Genomic DNA, 18155 nt, shown 5'->3' on the forward strand with positions numbered 1-18155 from the left:
TCCGTTCCCATCGCAATCAGGCCATCGGGTTGTAGCCCTGCAGCATGCTGATACGTGGCATGTTGCGCTCCCATACCGGCGGCTCCCCAACAATTTCCTGCAGGCATTCGATAAAGCGCCGGGTCTTGAGAGAGAGAAACTCTCGATGCGGGTAGACCATGTAGATGTCGGGGCTTGGCGCCAGTCTCAGCTCTGGTAATAGTGGAAACAGTTTGCCGTCCCGGAACGGCTCCTCGAGCATGAAGGCCGACATCACGCCATAGCAAAGACCTACCAGCATGGCTCTGACCATGACTTCCGGTTCGTTGGTTCGAAAGTGCGAGTTGAAGGCGCCACGTACGATCGTGTTGTTGTCGTCGTAATAGTGGAGGTAGTCGAGCGTCAGATCGTCGCGTGAGTAGGTCACCGCTGGTAATTTCAGCAGCTCTTCGACGCTTTCAGGCAGGCCATATTTCTCAATGAATTCGGGACTGGCACTGATAACGCGATGGTTGCTTGCCAGCGGGCGTGCAATCAGTGATGAGTCTCTGGGCTCGCTGATGCGAATGACCAGATCGTAACCGCCGGCAATGACATCGACATAGGCGTTGTCGAACTGCAGCTCGACCTGCATGTCATTAAAGCGTCTCATGAAAAGGCCCACAGCGGGCGCCACGTAGCGACGACCGAAGTCCGTTGGGGCGTTGATGCGTAATACGCCTCGCGGTTCACTGTGATAGGCTTCTGCCACATGACGGGCGTCTTCCATGGCAGTACGCAGCCGCAGGGCTCGATGGTAGATTTCCCGACCGACGTCCGTGAGATGGACCACACGGGTCGAGCGGTTAAAAAGGCGTACCTCCAGCTCCTTTTCCAGCTGTCCGATCTGTCGTGAAATGACAGAACGATCGACGTGTCGCAGATCGGCGGCACGCGTAAAGCTTCCGGCATCGACAACTTCGGCCAGCAGTAGCAGGCGGCTGGACAGATCCATGAGGAGCACGTCTCCCGGCTCGAATGTTGCAATTTTTGCAACATAAAGTTGTTATAGAGTGCATCGATCAGAAGTGCTTTAGGGTGGAGAATATATCTATCGATACGGGCGCTGACAAAAACAGCCCCGAGATATACCACACTGAAAAGGGACATGACATGACACGCACACTTCTGATCGCTGCTCTCTCGCTGACCACACTGATGGCCCAGCAAAGCATGGCGTCCACCACTGAAAGCCAGTTCATGAAGGCCAGCAATGACGCGGTCCTGAATACCAGCAGTAACGCTCTGTCGCCTTCTGCCATAGCGACTGCCGAGGGGCTGACCGGCACCTATTACGCTGCTCAGGGTGCACCGCAACGCTTTCACTTCAACGTTGAAAATGGCGGCCAGGTTCAGCTTGCCAGCCGACATCCGGCAGGTACGCACAACGCCTCCTACCGTTTGAATGCCATGGTGCTGGACCAGCAGGGACAAGTGGTTGCCAGCAGCGCCAGCGATGCGCAGGGCAATTTCAACATTGACAGCACGCTGGCCGCCGGTCATTACACGCTCGTGGTGGAGGGTAATACCACTCAGAGCCCTTCAAGCTCTGACAGCAGCTACGAGATTCTGACCTCAATGTAATCCAGACACCTCTGGCGGCCGACTGACCGCCAGAAAGGAATCATCCCGAAAAGCAGGCCTTGCCTGCTTTTTTTTGTGCATAAGGTTAGACTGCGCGCCGCGTTTCATTTCATCCCATCAACTCTGGAGGTACTGTGGCATCGCCTCAAACCCGAGCAATGGGTAAAACTCTCTGGCGTCAGACACTGCCCATGGCCATGGGCGTCATGGCGCTTCTGGGCTTCAATCTGATTGATAGTATTTTTATCGCCCGCCTGGGCACTCAGCCGCTGGCAGCGCAGTCGTTCACGTTTCCGGTTGCGACGGTCATCATCGGGGTCCAGGTTGGTTTTGGCATTGCCATTGCGGCCCTGATTTCGCGCGCCCTGGGGGCCGATGAAATGGCCCGTGCCCGTCGCCTGGGCAGTCTGGTTCTACTGGGCGGCAGTGCCGCGATGCTTGCGTTGCTGCTGCTGCTCTGGCTCATGGAATCCATTATTTTCCGTTTGCTGGGCGCCAATGCGGACACGCTGGTATTGATCCACCAGTACTGGGGACCCTGGTTGCTGGCCAGCTGGGTAGGTGCACTGCTGTATCTGGGCTACAGTCTTTTTCGCGCCCATGGCGAGACGCGTCTTCCCGGACGCATGATGGTGTTGACCAGTCTGATCAATCTCGTGCTGGACCCCGTGCTGATCTTTGGGGTGGGCCCCTTCGATGGCTGGGGGCTGGCAGGTGCGGCGTGGGCCACATTGATCGCTTTTGTCATCGGTCTGTTGGTGCTTTTGCGCAGTCTGGCCCGACGCGACTGGCTCAGCAGAACAGGCCTTCGCCAGGAGGCCGGTGCCTCGCTGACACGCTTTATGGGCATTGCGCTGCCGGCAATGGCCTCGCAGCTCTTGCCGGCGGTATCGGCACTGGCCGCGACCGGCATTGTGGCCAGACTCGGTGAGGCCGCGGTAGCGGCCTGGGGGTTGGCGGCGCGTCTGGAAACCTTTGTCATTCTGGTGGTGCTTGGGTTGACCATGTCCTTGCCGCCCTGGCTTGGTCGCAGTTTTGGTGCCGGGCGCTGGCAGGAGATTCGCGCGCTGATGAATCTTGCCGCACGTGTGGTGCTGATATGGCAGCTGGTGCTTGGTATTGTGCTGAGTGCTGTCGCCATGCCATTGGCGGGGCTTCTGGCCGGCAATGAAGAAGTGCGGAGCATGCTGGCCACGCTGTTACATGTCATGTTGCCAAGTTATGCCTTTTTGGGGATCTGCATGCTGGTGGTCTCGGCATGTAATGCGCTTGGCTGGCCGCGCCGGGCCGTGACGGTCTCTTTCATGCGCCTTTTTATCTGCTATTTGCCCTGTTTAAGCCTGGGGGCATGGCTGGGCGGTTTCATGGGTCTTGGCATCGGCGCTGCCATCGGTAATGTGCTGGCGGGGGTTCTGGCCTGGTGGAGTTATCGTTGCATACTGGGAGACAAGGGGCGCGTAACCGCTGATGTGTCTGTAGAGCAGTCTTCAGAACGTCTTTCGTGAAGCCTGGCCTCATTGCGTTTATAGTATTAGTACTCTTTCATGATGGACGGTGCAGAGGTGCTCATGCGCAGTAGGTCGATGGGATATCACAACCGGCTTTCGGGATTGGTCATGGTGGCCATGCTGTCCGGGTGCGCTCAGCACTCAACGCAGGAGAGCGATGTCAGCAAGGCAGATGAAAGCTCTAACACTGTGCAGCAGGCCGACGCATTTTTTGATCAGGGTAATACTGATCCGCGCAGCGGCCTGAGTTCGCTGGATCTTGAGCGCCTTGGCCTGGGAGATCACTGGAATACCCTGGATGAAAATGGTGATGGACAGATATCGCGTCAGGAGTTTCGTCATCGCCGTAGTGATCCCGCCATTGCTCGACAGCTTCAGGTGAGCACAGAGGGTGCAGGTGCGGCCAGCCCGGATCAGATCGTTTCTTCTTCCTGGCGGCTGCCGCCGGAGCCTGCATCCCAGACGTGGCAGCGCTCAAAAGCGACCGCGACACCTGCGACCATGAGTTCGCCTTCGGCGGCCGCGTGGGGTGTAGTGCCCTCCAATGATACGAGCGAAGACCCGGTGCCGATCGAGCCGGACACATCGGCAGGGGCGGAAAACCCGGTAGAGTCGGTCTCTCCCTGAGCCAGCTAGACATAAAAAAAGCGAGCCTTTCGGCTCGCTTTTTCGTGTTACAGCCCATCAGGGGTGCCTGGAGATCACTTCACGACGGTCGCAATGGCGTTGGCCACATACGCCAGTGTCTTTTCAGACAGCCCGGCAATATTGGCGCGGCCGGAGCCCACCATATAAATGCTGAACTCATCACGCAGTCGCCTGACCTGCTCCTGGGTCAGGCCGGTGTAGGAGAACATGCCACGCTGCTCGGCAATAAAGGCAAAGCGCTCTTCAAGGCCGTGCGGTCGGAAGGCGGCGACGAAATCGCTGCGCAGCCCGTTGATTCGCCCGCGCATGTCGGCCAGTTCCTGTTCCCACTGATCGGTCAGGGCCTGAGAGCTCAGGATTTCGGCAACAACCGCAGCGCCATGAGAAGGCGGCGTGGAGTAGTTTTCGCGGGCAGCAATGGCGACCTGGGTACGCACGTTTTGCATCTGCTCTTCATCCGCGGCCAGCACCATCAGCGAGCCGGTACGCTCACGATAGAGACCGAAGTTTTTCGAGCATGAAGTGGTGATCAGCATTTCGTCAAGTGCTTCAACGAACAGGCGAACGCCAAAGGCGTCCTGATCAAGACCGTCTCCGAAGCCCTGGTAGGCAAAATCAATCAGCGGCAGCAGTCCGCGAGATTTGACCACTTCCAAGACCTCATGCCATTGATCTTCACAAAGATCAAAGCCGGTGGGATTGTGGCAGCAGGCGTGCAGCAGAACGATATCGCCTTCCGGAACTTCCTTCAACGCGGCCAGCATGGCCTCGAAGTCCAGCCGGTTGTCGGCGTTGACGTATGGGTAGCGCTTTACTTCGATGCCTGCGGCGTCAAAGATGGCCGGGTGGTTGGGCCATGTCGGATCGCTCAACCAGATGGCACGGCCTGACAGGTGCGCTTTCATGAAGTCGGCGGCGAGACGCAGGGCGCCGGTGCCTCCGGGCGTCTGGGTAGTGCTGATACGCCCGGCACCCAGCGCTGCGGAGTCTTCACCCACTACCATTCTGGTGACCGCCTCGGTATAGCGCGCATCGCCGTGGGAGCCGATATAGCTTTTGGTGGCCTCGTTCTGAAAAAGCTGCTCTTCTGCCTTCTTGACCGTCGCAAGCACCGGCGTGCGGCCCTGGTCATCACGATAGACACCGACCCCGAGATCGACTTTCTGGGGGTTGGAGTCCTTTTGATAGGCTTCGATCAGGCCGAGGATAGCGTCCCCGGGAACTCGCTCGATACGCTCGAACATCTTCAATGACTACCTCGTCGGGTTGACGGTCCTGAATGAATGGGCATAAGGGTGATACCCGGGAAATAATGCCACTGCGGGGCCGCCACGGCTACCGCCGATGCCAGGCGATCCCGCTTCAGGGTGAGAGGACCTAGCGCGGGGCGTCATAACGCCCGGCTCGACGTTTGGAGAAGACGACCTGCCAGAGTTGAAGATCCCGCGCTCTAAAGGCGCCGGCGCAGCTGGCCAGATAGTACCGAAACATGCGCTGGGTGCGCTCGTCATAAGGCAGGCCGGGCCAGGCAGCTTCGATGTTCCCGAGCCAGGCCATCAGGGTGCGATCGTAGTCCGCGCCGAAATTCTGCCAGTCTTCCATCACCATCCTGTTCTCGGTAGGCGTCATGATCTGTGATACCGAGGGCAGCACCCCATTGGGAAAGATGTATCTGTTGATGAAGGGATCCGCGCCGATGGTCGAGTTGTTGGAGCCGATGGTGTGCAATACGAAAAGCCCATTGGGTGCCAGCAGCCGTTCTACGGTGTCGAAGTAGGTCCGATAGTTTTTCTGTCCAACATGCTCAAACATGCCGATGGAGACGATACGGTCAAAGCGGCCTTCCAGGTCGCGGTAGTCCTCGAGCAGGATCTCGACATCGAGTCCTTTACAGCGTCTTCGAGCAAGCTCGGCCTGCTCTCTGGAAATGGTGATGCCGGTCACATGAACGCCGTAATGGCGAGCTGCATGCTCGGCAAAGCTGCCCCAGCCACAGCCGATGTCCAGCACTCTCATGCCGGGTTCGAGCTGTAGCTTGCGTGCGGCCAGATCAAGCTTGGCCACCTGGGCTTCATGCAGGGTGGAGGCTTCTTTCCAGTAGCCGCACGAATAGCACATGGTGCTGTCCAGCATGGCCTCGAACAGGTCATTGCCGAAGTCATAGTGCTGCTCGCCCACCATGAACGCGCGTGTTTTGCTCTGCAGGTTGGTCAGGCTGGTCTGAAGCTGATAGACCAGCTTTTCACGACGGGTGTGGGCTCGCTCTCCCAGGTTGGCCAACAGGACGCGCTCAATGAACTGATCAATGCGCTCGCATGACCACCAGTGATCCATATAGGATTCGCCCAGCCCCAGCGAGCCCTGACGCACGACCCGGCTATAAAAATCTGGATGATGAATCTGCAGGTCCCAGGGGTTGTTGCCGTTGAGCGTTACGCCCGTGGGTTCCAGCCAGTTCTCGATCAGCCGACGTGATCGACTGTCACGGTAAGTGTTTGAATTATCAAAGGTGTTGCTTGTCATGCCATTCTCCCCTGGTAATGGTTCATTACCCCCACGATGCCTCCCTGTACCATGAGCGGGTGACACGTCCGATGATGCCGAGGAAACGTCGAGCTTTTTTCTTGTTCGAACCTTAAAAATCTAAGCAACAATTGTCGAGTTTGCAGCCCGTTTTTTATAAACGAGGTTGACGTTATCAATATTTTCGGGAGAAAAGCGTCATGAAGGTCATGGTAGATCTATGTGTTGTGCCGCTGGGCGTGGGTGTATCGGTAGGTGCTTACGTATCAGCCTGCCAGGATGTCATCGAAAAAGCAGGGCTTTCCCATCAGATGCATGCCTATGGCACCAATATCGAAGGGGAGTGGGAAGCTGTTTTCGATGTGGTCAGGCGCTGTCATGAAGTCGTGCATGACATGGGAGCGCCCAGGATTACGACTTCCATGCGTATTGGCACACGCACGGATCGTGATCAGAGCATGTCGGACAAGATCGAGAGTGTGCAGGCGACTCGACAGTGCCGGGGAGAAGGCCTTAACGACAGCGCAGCGTAAGCCTGGTACGCCAGATATCGCCTTCCGAGGTGGCTGCTGCAAGAGCATCCGTGTTGGATCGGGCGAGCGGGTCTTGATCAACGTTGGTCATGGTAGGAGGGGTGACCTGCATATCCACCATGCTGGCCTGTCTCCCGCCGCGTGATAGACAAAGGTGGTGACCGGTTTCCATGGCATTGGCTCTGGCTGTGGCCTCATCGGTCCCACCGGCGCTGACGACCAGCGTATCTCCTCCCTGTCCATCCTGCTGTGCGGTGCCGCAGGCCGTTAAAAGCACGCTCAGTAGCAGTATTCCCGGATAGTGCCATACGGTTTTGGAAGCGGTAGACGGAAAACTCATGATCAGAGCACTCCCGAAGGGTTATCAAAACCATCAAGGTCGGTCAGCCAGCGCCGCGCGTGCTGCGTCAGATGCTGTGTCAGGGCTTCCAGAATATTCCCACCCTGACGCCAGTAATGCCAGTAAAGCGGGACGATAACATCGGAGCTGGTTTCGAGATCGACCAGTTCGCCCTCATCAATGGCGGCTCGGGCCTGAATCTCGGGGACCAGCCCATAGCCAATCCCGGATCGAATCATGCGATAAAAGCCTTCCGAGGAAGGGCATAAATGGTGAGGTAAGGGTGCCGTCACGCCGTGATTGGCCACGTAGCGCTGCTGTAGACGATCATCGGGACCAAAGACCACCGCGGGCGCTTCTGCCAACGAAATACGATCGAGACCATTGGGAAAATATCGGCTCATGAAGTCCGGCGTGGCCAGCGGACGATAGCGCATACCACCCAGCGGGCGGGCTCGTGCGCCCTGAATCGAGCGCGGTGTCATGCAGAGACAGGCCGCCACTTCGCCGTCGCGCATACGTTTGAGGGCTGTTTCCTGATCTTCAACGACCAGGTCGAACATGACCCGATGGTCGCGAAAGAAATCCTCGACCGCTTCGGCCCACCAGGTGGCCAGAGTGTCGGCATTGAGTGCGATACGAAGACGCTGCTCGCGGTCACCGAGTGAGGGGACATAGTCGAGCAGATCGTGTTCAAGCAGTCGCACCTGTTGAATATGATTGAGAAGCCGTTTTCCCAGATCGGTAGGCGCGATGCGGGGGGCACGAATCAGGACCGGTTGACCTAGGCGCGCCTCCAGAAGCTTGATTCTCTGCGACACGGCAGACTGGGTCAGCCCCAGTACCTGTGCGCCGCGTTCAAACCCGGCCTGATCCACCACGGCGCCCAGCGCCTCAAGAAGTTTATAGTCGAGCATAGCGCCTGCCAGGAAGCCTTATATGATTGGTACCATCAGTGGTCTACAGGATAGAGCAAACGGTCCGCTTGCGCGCCTTGTCGCCTTTTGCAGGGCTTTTACAGTATCAGCCGATCTGAAGGGGGGCTTTGGCGAAGCGGGTCGCTGGCGTTTGTTTGCCGGCCATCATGTACCCCAGCGATAGGGGGCCGACGCGGCCGATCAGCATGGTTGCGATAATAATGAATTTGCCCGGCATGGAAAGTTCGCCGGTCAGCCCTCGTGAGAGACCCGTTGTGCCAAAGGCGGAAACGGTTTCAAACATGATGTCGAGCAGCTGGGCCTGCGGCTCGGTAATACTGAGCAGCATAATGACTGCAAAAATCATGAAAACGGCAGCAAGGGCCACGGCAACAGCCTTGTTGACGGTGTCGATGCTCAAGCGCCTGTTCATGATAACCGGTTCTTCACGCTGTTGAAAAAAGGCGCGTGCGGTCAGTACCAGGACGATAAACGTCGTGATCTTGATGCCACTGGCAGTAGAGCTGGGCCCGCCGCCAATAAACATCAGCATCATCGTGATCAAGGATGATGGGAGCGTCATGGCCCCCGTATCCACGGTGTTGAATCCGGCGGTGCGAGGGGTCACTGCCTGAAACCAGCCGGCCAGCAGACGATCGCTGGTGCTGTCGAGCTGACCCAGCGTGCCACTGTTGTGCCACTCGAGCGTGGTAATACAGGCAAAGGCCACCATGTTGAGCAGCAAGGTAGCAATCAGAATCAGGCGGCTCTGGGTGGACAGGCGTGACCAGGTACGCTTTTCATGAAGATCGGCCAGTACTGCAAATCCCAGCCCGCCAATGATAAACAGTGCCGAGATGGTGACGTTGACCAGTGGGTTGCCGACTTCACTCATCAGACTGTCTGCGTGAGTGGAGAAACCGGCGTTGTTAAAGGCGGATACCGCATGAAAAAAACTTTCCCACAGCCCGATGCGCCACCCGCTTTCGGGCACCCAGTGCATGGCCAGCAGCAATGTCCCTGCGATTTCAACGATCATGGCATAAAGTGCCACGGTACGTACCAGACGGCCGATTTCACCCACCGAAGACTGATTGAGACTCTCTCTCACCAGGCTTTGCTGGGACATGGGCAGGCGCCCTCCCAGCATGATGACGGTCAGTGCGGCAAAGGTCATGAAGCCCAGACCGCCGACCTGAATCAATACCAGCACGATCAACTGACCCCAGAAGCTCAGATCGGCTCCGGTATTGATCACGCCAAGACCCGTTACGGTGACCGCCGAGGTGGCTGTAAACAGTGCGTCCAGCCAGCCCACGCCATGCGTGGTCGATATTGGTAGCTTGAGCAGCAGGGTGCCGATCAGGCTCAGGGTCACAAAGCCCAGCAGCAGGATTTCAGGGGGGTGGAGCTGTAGTATCACTCCTCTTGGAGAACGCCGTGCCGGCCGACGCAGTCGCTTCAATGCCATGGTCAGGCTTTCGCATCAAAGCGCTTGAGTGCATCAAGGTCACCGATCAGGATGACATGATCCCCGGCCCTGAGATCGGCATTGTTGTCGGGAGAGCAGTCAAGGTTATCGTCGCGCTTGATGGCCACCAGCCTTGCCGATTCGTTTTCATGCAGGTGCATGATGCCTCCCTCACCCTGATGCTCGACCAGTGCCTGGGTAATCTCGACCTCAATGACGTACTGGCCATCACCCAGAGAAATCATGTCGACCACGGTACGGTGATTGATGCTTTGTGCCACATGGATACCCTGGTCGTGCTCTGGATAGACGATATGGTCGACGCCCAGGTGTTCCAGCAGCTTGTAATGGTCATCCGATAGTGCTCTGACCCAAAGCTCCTGCACTTCTCGAGTACTGACGTGCATGGCGCATAGCACGCTGCTCTCGATGGTATCCAGATCAATCAGGACCGCATCGAATCTTTTCAGATCCAGCTCATCAAGTGCCCGTTCATCCTTTGGGTCGGCAATGACGGTATGCGTCAGCTGGTTGGCGAGGGCATCCACCCGGCCTTCATCGTGGTCGATGCCCAAAACCTCGTGTTCCTGACGCACCAGCTCAAGGGCCACCGTCATCCCAAAATAACCCAGGCCAATCACGGCATACTGACGACTCATGGCCGCTCCCCGCTGGCTGATGTGTTGAGCGACCAGTTGACCATGACACCGGCATCCACGCTGATGGTGCCCGGTGTATATGTTGCACTGTCGGCCTGTTCGGTGCGGGCCGAGGCCATCATCATCGGGCGCAGGACCGGTGAACGGGTTTCCTGAATACGATCAACGCTGCCCAGTGTCACGGAAAGCGCATCTGCCATCAGTTCTGCCTTCTGGTGCGCTCTGGCCAGAGCCTTTTTCAGCGCCTTGTCCTCGACGGCTTCACGATCGCTGACGTCGTAACGGATGCCTTCCAGACGATCGATGCCGTTGGCAAACAAGGCATCGATGACCCCGGGCAGCGTTGTCAGATCGTTGATGTCGATATCCAGATTACGTTCGATGACCACACGCTCCTTGAGGGGCGCGGTCTGGTTGTTGTCCTGTAGCTGCTGTTCGTTGTACACACTCAGATTGCCGGCATGCAGATGGTCATTGTCGATGCCCATGCTGTTCAAAGCCTTGATGACCGCCGTGCTGCGCTTTTCCAGCTTCTCGCGCGCCTGTGTCGTGTCATCACCATCGCGCTTGCTGCCCATTTCCACCAGAGGGGTGGCTTCTACCAGCACCGCATTGAGGGTCGCGCGGTCAGGTAATACATCAATGCTGGCGCTGGCCTGAACCTCGATCTGTCGGGATGGGGTCGCCTCGGCCGCCGTCGCGGGCAGGACGGGCAAGCTCATGGCAAACAGGGCCAGAAGTGCCGGGAGACGCTTTGAAACGGACATTGGGCTGAAGCTCCATGCAAGGGCATCATCTGCGCAATCAAAGGACGATGATGGTGTCAAAGGGATTCTGAAATGACTCTGGAGGACAATGCTGTCCGAGATAGTAAAGAGGCCATGGCGTGAAGTGCAACGCTCTGTACAGGAGATATTTTACAGCTGTCTGAAAAGTTTCCAGGTCGTTTGATGCGATATTTGCCTCATCAGGCGTGCCGGATCATGATGAACGTCGCGGGCAATGTCCCGCATCACGCTACCGTTTTTTGATCAGTCAGGACAATACATCAGGATGCATGTGAGTAAACGATGGCTTGCAGGTCTCGCGCTGGGTGTTTTTTCACTCTCGGCGCAGGCGGACATTACGGTACATGATATCGAAGGCCGGGATGTCACCCTTGAAAAGCCGGCGGAACATATCGTACTGGCCGAAGGGCGCCAGTTGATTGCATTGTCATTGCTGGACAAGGACCCGGTCCACTGGCTGCTGGGCTGGGGCAGTGACATGAAACGTTCTCCCGAACTTTATGACATCTACCACAGGCGTGCGCCCGAGCTTGATGACTTGCCCATCGTGGGGGATGGCCCCGGGCCGGGCAGCATCTCGGTGGAAAAGATCATCTCGATGAACCCCGATGCGGTTGTACTGAGCCGCTCGCAGATTCCGGTCTCTCAGGGGCAGGAGCTCATGCACCAGCTTGACGCCGCCGGTATTCCTGTCGTGTTCATCGATTTTGCCACCGACCCTCTGGATGACACGGTCCCCAGCCTGCGAGCGCTGGGGACGCTGCTGGGACGTGAGGATCAGGCAGAGCGCTATATCCGCTTTTATGAGAAAAAGCGTCAGGCCGTACTGGATCGGGTCAGGCAGGAGTCAAAAGCCGACAAGCCCACGGTCATGATAGAAACCCATGCGGGTATGAGCGAGTGCTGCAACTCTCCCGGGCAGGGCAGTTTCGACTATTTTGCCAAACGTCTGGGCGTTGAGAACATTGGCGCCGATGTGCTCAAGGGCAAGAGTGGGCGTATCGATCCTGAATATGTCCTGACGCGGGACCCGGATGTCTACATTGCCACTGGCGGAGGCTATCTACGTCGCGTCAACGGCCTGGTGCTGGGGCCGGAGGTCAGTGAAAGCGAGGCCCGGCAATCCCTTGAGCATATTCTTGAGCGTCCGCTGATCGGTCATTTGAGCGCTGTAGAAAATGGACGGGTTCATGGGCTGTATCATCATCTCATCAACACCCCGCTCAATATTCTGGTACTGGAACAGATGGCCAAATGGAGCTATCCCGACCTGTTTCAGGATATCGATGCTCAAAAGACACTGGAAGAGATCAACGAGCACTACATCAGTGACCCGTTCAAGGGGACACTGTGGGTCGATCTGGATAAGTAGGCCAAAACGGCGCCATCAAAAATGACGCCGTCCTTATCAGATGGCGCGATCTAGTAGTCGAGCCCGCGTCGTGCCTTCAAGCCGTTATTGAAGGCATGGCGTGTCTCCTGCATTTCAGTAATGGTATCGGCCATGGCCATCAGCTCACGATGGGCATTGCGCCCGGTAACGATGACGCTCTGTTCGACAGGACGGTTTTGCAGTGCCGTTTTCACCGACTCGATATCGAGATAGCCGAACTTCAGCATATAAGTGATCTCGTCGAGAACGACCAGATAAATATTCGGGTCATTCAGCAGGCGGCTGGCGTGTTGCCAGACCGCCTCACAGGCCTCACGGTCGGTCTCCCGCTTCTGGGTCTCCCAGGTAAAGCCGGTGCCCATGGTGGCGACCTGCAGGTTTGGGTCATCCTGAAGCCGCTGGCGCTCGCCGCATTCCCACTCACCCTTGATGAACTGAATGACTCCCACGCCATAGCCATAGCCCAGCGCGCGCGTCACCGTGCCCCAGGCCGAGGTGGTCTTGCCCTTGCCGTTGCCGGTAAGGATCAGAAGCTGCCCACGTTCTTCACTGGCGTTGGCCACCCGTTCATCCACGTGGCTTTTCAGTTTCTCCATGGCGCGCTGGTGGCGGGCCTGGCGTTGTTCGTCGTTACTCATGTCATGACGTCCTGTGACCTGAAAACATGCTGTCGTGGCACCGTCGGCTTACAGCGACAGAAACAGACCCGCAAGCGAGGCGCTCATCAGATTGGAGAGGGTGCCTGCCAGAATCGCCTTTGGCCCCAGGCGTGCCACATCGCCACGCCGGGAAGGCGCCATGACAGCGAGACCGCCCATCAAAATGGCGATGGAGGAGATATTGGCAAAGCCACACAGTGCAAAGGTGATGATGGCCTGTGTATGCTCGCTCAAGCTGCCCTCAAACCCTGTAAAGGAAGCGAAGGCGACGAATTCATTGAGGATCGTCTTCTGACCGATGAAGTTGCCGGCGGCCACGGCTTCCGACCAGGGCACCCCGATCAGCCAGGCCACGGGTGAGAAGATGTAGCCCAGAATCAGCTGCAGGGTCAGATCCTCAAAACCGAACAGCCCACCGATACCGGTAAGAATGGCATTGACCAGCGCGATCAGGCTGACGAAGGCCAGCAGCATGCCACCCACATTGAGTGCGAGCTGTACACCTGTGCTGGCGCCGGTCGCGGCCGCATCAATGACGTTGGCCAGCTTTTCATCATTTTCAGCGGTCGACACGTTGGTGTCATGCTGCGGCGTCTCGGTTTCCGGCAGCATCATCTTGGCCGTTAAAAGCCCGCCCGGTGCCGACATGAAAGATGCCGCGATCAGATATTGAAGGTTGACTCCCATGGCGGCATAGCCCGCCAGTACGCCACCGGCCACGCTTGCAAGGCCACCGACCATGACTGCGAAAAGCTCCGAGCGGGTCATGTTGGCAATAAAGGGACGAATGACCAGCGGGGCTTCTGTCTGGCCAACGAAGATGTTGGCCGCCGCGGACAGGGATTCCGGACGGCTGGTGCCCATCAGCTTCTGAATGCCGCCGCCAAGAATATTGACCACCCAGCGCATGATGCCCACGTAATACAGTACGGAGACCAGCGAGGAGAAGAAGACAATGACCGAGAGCACCTGAATGGCAAAGATGAAGCCGTTATTGCCACCCGCCAGTGAGCCGAACAGAAATGAGATGCCATCACCGGCACTGTCGATCACGGCCTGAACGCCGCCCGACATGCCCATCAGGATGTGTTGGCCCACCGGCACATAAAGCACGAACAGCGCAAAGCCCGCCTGCAGGACAAAGGCCCAGAATACGGTACGTAGACGAATGGCGCGGCGGTTTTCGGAAAAGATAAAGGCAACGGCCAGCACAAAAACGATGCCGACCAGTCCCATCAGAATTTGCATGTGCAGCAACTCCCGGTCTGTATTGTTGATTGTTCCAGGGAACAACGTGCTCTTTCGTGTCGCCCGGGCGATATGGCGCACACCTTACCAGATTGAGGGCCGGGCGCACGGGCCAGAGGTCGGTTGAAAGCCCGAGGCTCTGAGATCGCGCAATTATGGACGGATTTGAAATTTGAATATACCTGAAGGGAATCGATTGGTAGGGTAATCGCCTTTGCTCCCAATGGTGACCCTCCTTCATGTCCTCCTCCGACTCTGCTCGAGTGCGCGGTCAACGTATCGTATTTGCACTCAGTGGTGGCCTGCTTGTGCTGTTTGTGATCGCGGCACTCATTGATATCAATAAAGTCAGCCGCTGGATCGATACCGCCTTTGGCTGGTCGACCCACTGGTTTGGTGCCTACTGGCAGCTCTGGATGCTGCTCAATCTCGTCATCGCGCTGGCGCTGGCATTGACCCGTTATGGTGATGTTCGTCTGGGCGGCAATGACAGTGAAGTCACCATGTCGACCTTTAACTGGCATGCCGTGATTCTCTGCGCGCTGCTGGGCGGCGGGGGTGTGTTCTGGTCGACGGCCGAGCCCATCTATCACTTCATGTCCACGCCCCCGGCCTTTGACGGCGTTGACAGTGGCACGCCCGCAGCGGTAGGGCCAGCGTTGGCGCAGGCCTTTTTTCACTGGGGATTCAGTGCCTGGGCCTGTCTGGGCACGCTGTCGGCACTGGTCATGATTCATGCCCACTATCACGGCGGCATTCGACTGCGACCGCGCGCGCTGTTATATCCGTTTCTGGGGCAGAAGGTGGAAACGCACTGGCTGGGCATCGTGGCCGACGTCATCTGCATTCTTGGGGTCGCTGCGGGGACCATCGGCCCCATCGGGTTTCTGGCGACCCAGCTCGCCTATTCCTTCAATACGCTCTTCGGCTGGGCCGACAGCTATGTGCTGCAGCTGGCCATTCTGGGCGGGCTGGTCGTGATCTATACGCTATCAGCCGCCACGGGCCTGTCTCGTGGTATCCAGTGGCTTTCCAACTGCAACGTCTGGATTGTACTGGCGCTGTTTGTGCTGATCATGGTGGCAGGCCCCGGCACGTTCATCATTCACTCCATGATGGAGGGCTTTGCCAGCTACCTGGATCATTTCATCGATATGTCATTGTTGCGCGGCAGCGAGAACGAAGACTGGCTTGGGTATTGGACGCTCTTTTTCTGGGGCTGGTTTATCAGTTTCGTCCCTTCAATGGCCATGTTTGTGGCGCGTATCTCCAAAGGCAGAACCCTGCGGGAGCTGGTCATTGCCCTGGCCATTACCGCGCCGGTGGCGACCAATATCTGGTTTGCAACGCTGGGTGGGTCGGGCATTTTCTATGAGCTGCAAACGCCGGGTAGCGTCTCTGATCCATTGAATGCCGGCGGTCTGCCTGCCGCGCTGCTGGCGGTGACCAGTCAGCTGCCGCTGGCATTCATTATTGTTCCGGCATTTCTGGTGCTGACGACGATCTTCGTGGCCACGACCGGTGACTCGATGGCCTATGCCATTGCCATGTCGGTCACCGGTGATGCCAGACCTTCGGCGTTTGTGCGCATTTTCTGGGCCATCTCCTTTGGTGTGGTCGCAGCGCTGTTGCTGATGATGGGTCAGGGCGGTATTGATGCGCTGCAGTCCGTCATCGTGATTGCGGCCGTGCCGGTATCATTGCTGCTGCTGCCGCTGTTGTGGACCGGGCCGAGAGCGGCCTATGCCATGGCGCGCGATCAGGGCATCGCGACCGAGAAGCGTCCGAAGGGCGCATGATCGAGCATTTAATGGCCTTCCAGCATCGTCATGCAAAAAGCCTCGCAACCGCGAGGCTTTTTTTGGCACAGCTTCCGAGGGACAAGGAGGGGCCGTGTGCCTGGGGCACGGTGGGTCAGGAGGGCAGGCGTCCCGGGTTGCTGCTGTCGCTGCGCGTCGGGGCTACCCGCTGTTCCTCGCGGGCCCGCTCTTCACGCTCGCCCGGCTGCATTTCCGGAGAGTCCGGATAGATCATGCTGATCACGCGCTCGCCCGGTTTGGGGGCCAAGGGGGCGTCGGTATGCGCCACGCGCAGCCTGCCGTTGGCACCAATGCAAAACAGCGGCATCAGGCGGGCGTCATGAATGCGGCGGTACTCTTCAAGCCCGAAGCTTTCCGTCATTTTCGCCACTCGAAGCTCGGCGCCGTTGGCCACTAGGCTTGCCAGCTTGGCAAAGGTTGCATCGTCATCGAACAGACGCGGAAGGTGGCCCAGTGCGCGATCCTGCTGGCGCTTGGCGTGCTTGCTCGACTCCTCGGCCAGCCGAAACACATTGCCGTGACCGAGCATGTGCTCAAAATGGAGGGCGGCCAGGTTATTGAGTTCGCGATAAGGCGACAGGGGCAGCAGGCGGCCAATGCCGGTCAGCTCCAGATGCTGGGTCGCATGCTCCGACAGCGGGTTGCCGTAATAGACCGGCAGGCCGGCCATGCGTGCTTCCTGTACGGCGTCCCAGCTGGTATCGGTGAGGCGTACGGTCCAGCCCATCGTCATCAGTTCGCTGGCAATGACACGAGCGACCGGATTGGCGCCAATGATGAGAAAGCCGGTGGGTTCCGGTTCGTTGACCTTGAGTGCCTTGACGATGGGTTTTGAAAAGAGGCTCTGAATGACCACGGTGCCGATAATGACCAGAAAGGTGATGGGTACCAGCATTTCGGCGCCTTCGACGCCTGCCTTTTCAAGCTTGATGGCAAACAGTGATGCCACTGCCGCCGCCACGATACCGCGCGGCGACAGCCAGGCCAGCAGTGCCTTCTCTCGCCAGTGAAGCTCGGTCCCGATGGTGCAGATCCAGACAGTGATCGGGCGGGCGACAAACATGAGCACCCCCAGAAAGACCCAAGCCGGCCAGTTCAGCGTCATCAGCTGCTCGGTGGAAATGCGTGCGGCGAGCAGGATGAAAAGTCCCGACACCAGCAAAACGGTCAGGGTTTCCTTGAACTCGATGATCGGGCGAACCGGAATGCCGCGCATGTTGGCAAGCCAGATGCCCATGACCGTCACGGTCAAAAGCCCTGATTCCTCAAACAGCGCGTTGGAGCCGGCAAAAAGCGTCAGCATGATCATCAGGGTGCCGAAATTGTGCAGCCGCTGCGGCAGCCAGTGATGGCGCAGGATAAGCCCCCAGAGCCAGCCGCCCAGTGCGCCAAGGCCGAAGCCCAGCCCTACGGTCTGCCCAAACAGCAACACGGTGTGCGACGCCGCGCCGTTTTCCTGGCCGATCGCCACAAATTCATAGATCAGGACTGCCAGCAAAGCACCGACTGGGTCTACCAGGATGCCTTCCCAGCGCAGAATCTGGGAAAGGTTCGCCTTGGCCCGCAGGGTCTGCAAAAGCGGAATGACCACGGTCGGGCCGGTGACGACCAGAAGCCCGCCCAGCACGGCGGCAATCTCGAGTGGCATGTTCAACAGCCACCAGGCTGCCAGCGTGCCGATCAGGCCTGTAATGATCACCCCCCAGGTGATCAGTCGAATCACGGTGCGGCCATGACCGCGCAGATCCTCGTAATTGAGTGTCAGGCTGCCTTCAAAAAGAATCACGGCCACCGATAGCGATACCAGCGGAAACAGCAGTTCCCCCAGAATGGCATCGGGGTTGAGCCAGCCGGTCACGGGGCCGGCAATCAGACCGACAATCAGCAATGGCAAAATGGCAGGCAGGTGAACCCGCCACGCTGCCCATTGACACATCAGGGACAGCAGGCCGATCAGGGCCAGATAAAGCGCAGCGTGTTCCATGCAGGAAGATTCCGATAGGGGTCGATAATGAGGGCGCAGCCTAGCCGCAGGTGATAGACGTT

The 18155-nt window shown here is 58.0% G+C and carries 17 protein-coding genes; 6 read left to right on the forward strand and 11 right to left on the reverse strand.

The features are described 5' to 3' along the window. Positions 1-16: 16 nt before the first annotated feature. Complete coding sequence (locus B9G99_RS13405; protein WP_086622605.1) at positions 17-973, reverse strand: LysR family transcriptional regulator; 957 nt, start codon at positions 971-973, stop codon at positions 17-19. 158 nt (positions 974-1131) lie between these two features. Between B9G99_RS13405 and B9G99_RS13410 the strand changes: the two genes are divergently transcribed. The 3 genes from B9G99_RS13410 (at position 1132) to B9G99_RS13420 (ending at position 3737) form a co-directional block, all read left to right on the forward strand. Continuing rightward, positions 1132-1602: a hypothetical protein gene (locus tag B9G99_RS13410; RefSeq protein ID WP_086622606.1), complete on the forward strand. Its 471-nt coding sequence runs from the start codon at positions 1132-1134 to the stop codon at positions 1600-1602. 158 nt (positions 1603-1760) lie between these two features. Continuing rightward, a complete protein-coding gene (locus B9G99_RS13415) occupies positions 1761-3107 on the forward strand; it encodes an MATE family efflux transporter (RefSeq protein WP_086622607.1) in 1347 nt (448 codons plus the stop codon). Positions 3108-3170: 63 nt separating this feature from the next. After that, on the forward strand, positions 3171-3737 hold the full coding sequence (locus B9G99_RS13420) for an EF-hand domain-containing protein (RefSeq protein WP_148663958.1): 567 nt from the start codon (positions 3171-3173) through the stop codon (positions 3735-3737). A gap of 74 nt (positions 3738-3811) precedes the next feature. On the opposite strand, the gene B9G99_RS13425 is transcribed toward B9G99_RS13420, so the two are convergent. Beyond that, positions 3812-5002 carry an amino acid aminotransferase gene (locus B9G99_RS13425; protein ID WP_086622609.1) on the reverse strand — a complete coding sequence of 397 codons (1191 nt, stop codon included), beginning with the start codon at positions 5000-5002 and terminating at the stop codon, positions 3812-3814. A gap of 133 nt (positions 5003-5135) precedes the next feature. Next, positions 5136-6281, reverse strand: a complete 1146-nt coding sequence (gene cfa / locus B9G99_RS13430) for a cyclopropane fatty acyl phospholipid synthase (protein WP_086622610.1) — start codon at positions 6279-6281, stop codon at positions 5136-5138. Positions 6282-6481: 200 nt separating this feature from the next. On the opposite strand from cfa, the gene B9G99_RS13435 reads away from it, so the two are divergent. Continuing rightward, positions 6482-6814 carry an MTH1187 family thiamine-binding protein gene (locus B9G99_RS13435; RefSeq protein WP_086622611.1) on the forward strand — a complete coding sequence of 111 codons (333 nt, stop codon included), beginning with the start codon at positions 6482-6484 and terminating at the stop codon, positions 6812-6814. Here B9G99_RS13435 and B9G99_RS13440 read toward each other — a convergent pair. From B9G99_RS13440 to B9G99_RS13460, 5 genes are all read right to left on the reverse strand, one after another. Continuing rightward, entirely contained in the window at positions 6795-7154 is a 360-nt protein-coding gene (locus tag B9G99_RS13440; RefSeq protein WP_086622612.1) for a hypothetical protein, read from the reverse strand. The genes B9G99_RS13435 and B9G99_RS13440 overlap by 20 nt on opposite strands. 2 nt (positions 7155-7156) lie before the next feature. Beyond that, positions 7157-8071: a LysR family transcriptional regulator ArgP gene (locus B9G99_RS13445; RefSeq protein WP_086622613.1), complete on the reverse strand. Its 915-nt coding sequence runs from the start codon at positions 8069-8071 to the stop codon at positions 7157-7159. Positions 8072-8177: 106 nt separating this feature from the next. Further along, entirely contained in the window at positions 8178-9542 is a 1365-nt protein-coding gene (locus B9G99_RS13450) for a TrkH family potassium uptake protein (protein ID WP_086622614.1), read from the reverse strand. Between the two features lie 2 nt (positions 9543-9544). After that, on the reverse strand, positions 9545-10201 hold the full coding sequence (locus tag B9G99_RS13455) for a potassium channel family protein (protein WP_086622615.1): 657 nt from the start codon (positions 10199-10201) through the stop codon (positions 9545-9547). Continuing rightward, positions 10198-10968: an SIMPL domain-containing protein gene (locus B9G99_RS13460; protein ID WP_086622616.1), complete on the reverse strand. Its 771-nt coding sequence runs from the start codon at positions 10966-10968 to the stop codon at positions 10198-10200. The genes B9G99_RS13455 and B9G99_RS13460 overlap by 4 nt, the downstream gene beginning before the upstream one ends. Positions 10969-11260: 292 nt before the next feature. Here B9G99_RS13460 and B9G99_RS13465 point away from each other — a divergent pair, with 292 nt between their 5' ends. After that, on the forward strand, positions 11261-12361 hold the full coding sequence (locus B9G99_RS13465) for an ABC transporter substrate-binding protein (protein ID WP_158521510.1): 1101 nt from the start codon (positions 11261-11263) through the stop codon (positions 12359-12361). A 50-nt stretch (positions 12362-12411) separates the two neighbouring features. On the opposite strand, the gene cobO is transcribed toward B9G99_RS13465, so the two are convergent. Continuing rightward, on the reverse strand, positions 12412-13020 hold the full coding sequence (gene cobO, locus B9G99_RS13470; RefSeq protein ID WP_086622618.1) for a cob(I)yrinic acid a,c-diamide adenosyltransferase: 609 nt from the start codon (positions 13018-13020) through the stop codon (positions 12412-12414). Between the two features lie 48 nt (positions 13021-13068). Then, entirely contained in the window at positions 13069-14289 is a 1221-nt protein-coding gene (locus tag B9G99_RS13475; RefSeq protein ID WP_086622619.1) for a NupC/NupG family nucleoside CNT transporter, read from the reverse strand. Between the two features lie 239 nt (positions 14290-14528). On the opposite strand from B9G99_RS13475, the gene B9G99_RS13480 reads away from it, so the two are divergent. Then, the gene (locus tag B9G99_RS13480) at positions 14529-16088 is read left to right on the forward strand and encodes a BCCT family transporter (RefSeq protein ID WP_086622620.1); all 1560 of its coding nucleotides are present in this window, start codon (positions 14529-14531) and stop codon (positions 16086-16088) included. 115 nt (positions 16089-16203) lie between these two features. On the opposite strand, the gene B9G99_RS13485 is transcribed toward B9G99_RS13480, so the two are convergent. Continuing rightward, entirely contained in the window at positions 16204-18093 is a 1890-nt protein-coding gene (locus B9G99_RS13485; RefSeq protein ID WP_086622621.1) for a cation:proton antiporter, read from the reverse strand. Positions 18094-18155: the final 62 nt, after the last annotated feature.

It is taken from the genome of Kushneria konosiri, from assembly GCF_002155145.1.
GTDB classification, from domain to species: Bacteria; Pseudomonadota; Gammaproteobacteria; order Pseudomonadales; family Halomonadaceae; genus Kushneria; species Kushneria konosiri.